Here is a 4,404-nt window from a genome sequence, read left to right as displayed (position 1 = left end):
CCCCAGTAAGCCTGCGCCACAAAATACCAACCCCACTTTTACCCCCCCTGCCACTACTCCTGCAACCAATGAAATTCAAGTATTAGTGGGAGAAGTCGCGATCAAGACTCCCGAAGGTCAGCCTCCCCTACCTCCTGAGCTAGAACAAAGAATTTATGACGCGATCTCAACCAAACCAGGACGCACGGTAACGCGCACCCAGCTCCAATCCGACATCAACGCAGTATTTGCGACGGGCTTTTTCTCCAATGTCCAAGCTGAGCCAGAAGACACCGATATTGGCGTACGTGTTACATTCTTTGTACTCCCCAATCCCGTCCTCAAGTCAGTTAATGCTGATGGTACTAAAGTTCTCGAAGATGGCGTAATTAATCGAATTTTCGGTTCGCAGATCGGTAAAGTTACTAACCTCAAAGACATCCAAGCTGGGGTAAAGGAACTTGAGAAGTACTATCAAGATAAGGGCTATGTTTTAGCCCAAGTAGTCGATATCAAGGCTACGCCAGAAGGAAATATTAATCTGGTGGTTTCCGAGGGGGCGATTGAGGCAATCAAAGTCGCTTTTATTAACGAAGATGGTAAAACTGTTGATAAAGACGGTAAGCCTGTGACTGGCACTACCCGTGATTTCATCATTACTCGCGAATTGACAATTAAAGAAGGGGAGATCTTTAATAAAAATACTGTTCAAAGCGATCTCCAAAAGGTCTATGGCTTAGGGCTATTTGACGATCTCAATATTGGGCTTGCCCCAGGTACCGATCCCCGTAAAGTCGTCGTGACAGTCAATGTCAAAGAAAGAAATACGGGCTCCATCTCCGCAGGTGCCGGGATAAGCTCTTCTACAGGTTTATTCGGTACTGTCAGTTTCCAACAGCAAAACCTTGGTGGCAACAACCAAAAACTCGGATTAGATGTTCAAGTTGGTACAACTTCGTTATTATTCGACCTCAACTTTACCGATCCTTGGTTGGCTGGCGACCCCTATCACACTTCATTTTCGGCAAATATTTTCAATCAACGCGCCTATAGCTATATCTTCGATGGCAGTGTGGGCATCGGGGCAAATAACGATCAGCCAGTTATAAATCGTTTGGGACTTGGGTTTAGTTTTTCTCGCCCATTGAGTTCTCGTGATACAGCATCCCTTGGTTTCCGCTATCAGCGCGTTAGTGTTCTGAACAATACGAACAATGCGATCGCTGCCACTGACTCGTTAGGCAATCAGCTCACTACTAGTGGCACTGGACAGGATGATTTACTATTACTGCAACTTGCTTACGCTAGCGATCAGCGAGATAATCCGATTAAACCCTCTTCAGGCTCTGTATTTCGGATTGCTACCGAACAGTCTATCCCCATTGGATTAGGTTCGATTTTCTTAAATCGGGTTCGGGCTAGTTATAGTTTTTATATGCCCGTTAATTTCCTGAATTTTTCGGAAGGAACGCAAGCCCTCGCCTTTAACATTCAGGCAGGAACAGTCATCGGCACATTACCCCCCTACGAAGCATTTCAGCTCGGCGGTAGCAACTCGGTACGCGGTTGGGATGAAGGTAAAATTGGTAGCGGTCGCAGCTTTGGCATCTTCTCCGCAGAATATCGTTTCCCCGTATTTAACATTGTTGGCGGGGTCTTGTTCTTCGATTACGGTACTGATTTAGGCTCGGCCTCAGCCGTACCTGGTAACCCTGCGGGGGTGAGAAACAAGCCAGGCAATGGCGCTGGTTATGGCATTGGGGTACGGGTACAGTCGCCGCTCGGCTCGATTAGGGTGGATTACGGTCTATCCTCCAATGGTGGTAACCAGTTTAGCTTTGGTCTAGGAGAGAAATTCTAGTCATGCTCTACCAACAGACGATCGCCTCTCCTTTTTCTTTATCGGGGATTGGATTGCATAGTGGCGAACAAGTTTCTGTGACCGTCAGTCCTGCCCCTATCGACTCAGGTCGCTACTTTATTTATAACGGTACTAAAATACCTGCGGATACCAATGTAGTTTCTGCCTCGCAGCTATCCACAGAACTACGGCACAACGGCACTGGTGTGCGTACGGTTGAGCACCTGTTGTCGGCATTGTTTGGTATGGGCATCCATAATGCCTGTATTGAGCTCGATCGCCCTGAACTACCAATCCTTGATGGTTCGGCGATGCCTTGGGTAGAGGCGATCGCCCAAGTCGGGGTCGAGACGCAGGTTGAAGGCGACTGCTTAGTATCCTTAGCCGAACCCGTCACAGTTTGGAAAGGAGATGGTTTTGTCACGGCAATTCCTGCCGATACCTTGCGGTTTACCTATGGCATTGCTTTCCCCACGAAGGCGATCGGCGAGCAGTGGTTTAGTTGGTCACCCCCCATTGCCGAATTTTCCCAAAAATTTGCTGCCGAAATCGCCCCTGCGCGGACTTTTACCCTCGCCGCCTATATTGACCAAGCGAGAGCCGCAGGGCTGATCAAAGGCGGTAGTTTAGAAAATGCGATCGTCTGCGATGCCGACCGCTGGATCAATCCACCCCTGCGTTTTGAGAATGAGCCCTGTCGTCATAAACTTTTAGATCTCATTGGTGACCTAAGCTTGCTAGGATTTTTACCGAGAGCGCATATTCTTGCCTACAAAGCTAGTCATAATCTTCATGCCGAATTTGCGATCGCCTTAGCGACCAAGCAAGTCTCTAGAAGTTAGCAAGGTCAATGCGTTGCATCGTCCGACCTAGCTCTAAAACACCGCAAACTTAATACTTAATATGTCAACTTTGACCGAAGAAAACACCATAAATAGTACCGACATTAATATTGAACTGGAAAACACCCCTCCTAGTCCAGTCTTAATGATCGAAGATATTCAGAAACTTTTACCTCACCGCTATCCATTTTTGTTGGTAGATCGCATCATTGATTTTGTGCCAAACAAATCTGCGACAGGGATTAAGAATGTAACCTTTAATGAGCCATTTTTTCAGGGGCATTTTCCTGAGCGTCCGATCATGCCAGGGGTATTAATTGTTGAAGCGATGGCGCAAGTAGGCGGTATTGTACTAAGACATTTACCTGGCATGGAAGATCAACTTTCACTATTTGCGGGAATCGATAAAGTTCGATTTCGTCGCCCTGTCGTCCCTGGAGATCGCTTAACGATCACCACCGAATTGCTTGTATCGCGCAAGCGCTTTGGTAAGATGCATGGGCGCGCAGAAGTTGATGGTCAACTAGTCTGCGAAGGTGAATTGATGTTTTCCTTAGTTAATCTTTAGAAAATATTTTTTAGAGTCCTTCTTACTCTAGAAAAAATCTTGTAAAGCATTACTTTATTCGTCATCTGGCGATCCAAGCGATCGCAAACAAAGCGATCTATCTTAGTATCAAGCGAGCCAAACTTTTTATGCCTGTGTCTCATGCGCCTGTGTCTGAATTTATTCACCCGACAGCCATAGTGCATCCTGATGCCCAACTACATCCGACTGTCAAAGTTGGAGCTTATGCTGTCATCGGTGAGCAGGTGAAAATTGGCGCTCATACTGTCATTGGACATCATGCTATTGTCGAAGGACGAACCGAAATTGGCGATCGCAACCAAATTTATCCAGGAGCGGCGATCGGGTTAGATTCACAAGATTTGAAATATGCGGGTGCTAATAGTCTTGTCCGAATCGGTAATGATAACCGCATTCGTGAATATGTGACGATTAATCGAGCCAATGAAGCCGATGAAGTTACCTATATTGGTAACGGGAATTTGCTGATGGCCTATGTTCATGTAGGGCATAACTGTGAAATTGAAGATCGAGTGATTATAGCCAACGGAGTCGCCTTGGCGGGTCATGTCTACATCGAGTCCCATGCCAGAATCAGTGGCGTTCTAGGGGTGCACCAGTTTGTGCGTATTGGTCGTCTATCCATGGTAGGTGGCATGAGTCGGATTGAGAGGGATGTCCCTCCCTATACCTTAGTTGAGGGCAATCCCTCCCGCGTACGGACTCTAAATCGAGTCGGCATCGATCGCGCAGGACTTGATGGGGAAACTCAACAAGCTCTGAAGTCGGCATTCCGTTTGCTTTACCATCAAGATCTCACTCTAGTGGAAGCCCTCGAAAAACTAGTTACCTTCGCTGATAATGCTCATGTTCAGCATTTGCGCCAATTTTTACAAGATTCGATTACTGTTTCTCATCGGCGTGGACCAATTCCCAGCCGTGCCTAATCCGCTAACAAGAAATACCTCTTATCTTTCGGAGAGGTAGTCGTCTATCTCATCCAGCTTCAAAATCTTTAAAAGGCTATTAAATTAACCTCAGTTCGGGTTAAGCTGGCAGATTTTAAAACCTCAAAAGTAAAAGCCTTGCTACGCAAGGCTTTTACTTTTGGGCTTTGAGAAAGGGTTTGCGTAGCAAACCCTTTCTCAAAGCCC

General features: G+C 46.7%; 4 protein-coding genes. All 4 read left to right on the top strand.

Annotation, left to right across the window (positions count from 1 at the left end):
- Positions 1-1,840, top strand: a 1,840-nt coding sequence (locus tag AC805_RS01245) for a BamA/TamA family outer membrane protein (protein WP_055073726.1), incomplete at its 5' end; no start/stop codon positions are given.
- Between the two features lie 2 nt (positions 1,841-1,842).
- Complete coding sequence (gene lpxC / locus AC805_RS01240) at positions 1,843-2,682, top strand: UDP-3-O-acyl-N-acetylglucosamine deacetylase (protein ID WP_055073725.1); 840 nt, start codon at positions 1,843-1,845, stop codon at positions 2,680-2,682.
- A 61-nt stretch (positions 2,683-2,743) separates the two neighbouring features.
- Positions 2,744-3,250 (top strand): 3-hydroxyacyl-ACP dehydratase FabZ, encoded by a 507-nt coding sequence (fabZ, locus tag AC805_RS01235; RefSeq protein ID WP_055073724.1) that lies wholly within the window; start codon positions 2,744-2,746, stop codon positions 3,248-3,250.
- Between the two features lie 128 nt (positions 3,251-3,378).
- A complete protein-coding gene (lpxA, locus tag AC805_RS01230) occupies positions 3,379-4,197 on the top strand; it encodes an acyl-ACP--UDP-N-acetylglucosamine O-acyltransferase (RefSeq protein ID WP_009625442.1) in 819 nt (272 codons plus the stop codon).
- Positions 4,198-4,404 lie beyond the last annotated feature (207 nt).

It is taken from the genome of Pseudanabaena sp. 'Roaring Creek', assembly GCF_001402795.1.
Taxonomy (GTDB): Bacteria; Cyanobacteriota; Cyanobacteriia; order Pseudanabaenales; family Pseudanabaenaceae; genus Pseudanabaena.
This window is presented reverse-complemented; position numbering and strand designations above follow the sequence as displayed.

Excerpts from the sequence above, each read along its gene's own strand:
- fabZ (WP_055073724.1), top strand. The coding sequence starts at position 2,744 with ATGTCAACTTTGACCGAAGAAAACACCATAAATAGTACCGACATTAAT.
- lpxC (WP_055073725.1), top strand. The coding sequence starts at position 1,843 with ATGCTCTACCAACAGACGATCGCCTCTCCTTTTTCTTTATCGGGGATT.
- lpxA (WP_009625442.1), top strand. The coding sequence starts at position 3,379 with ATGCCTGTGTCTCATGCGCCTGTGTCTGAATTTATTCACCCGACAGCC.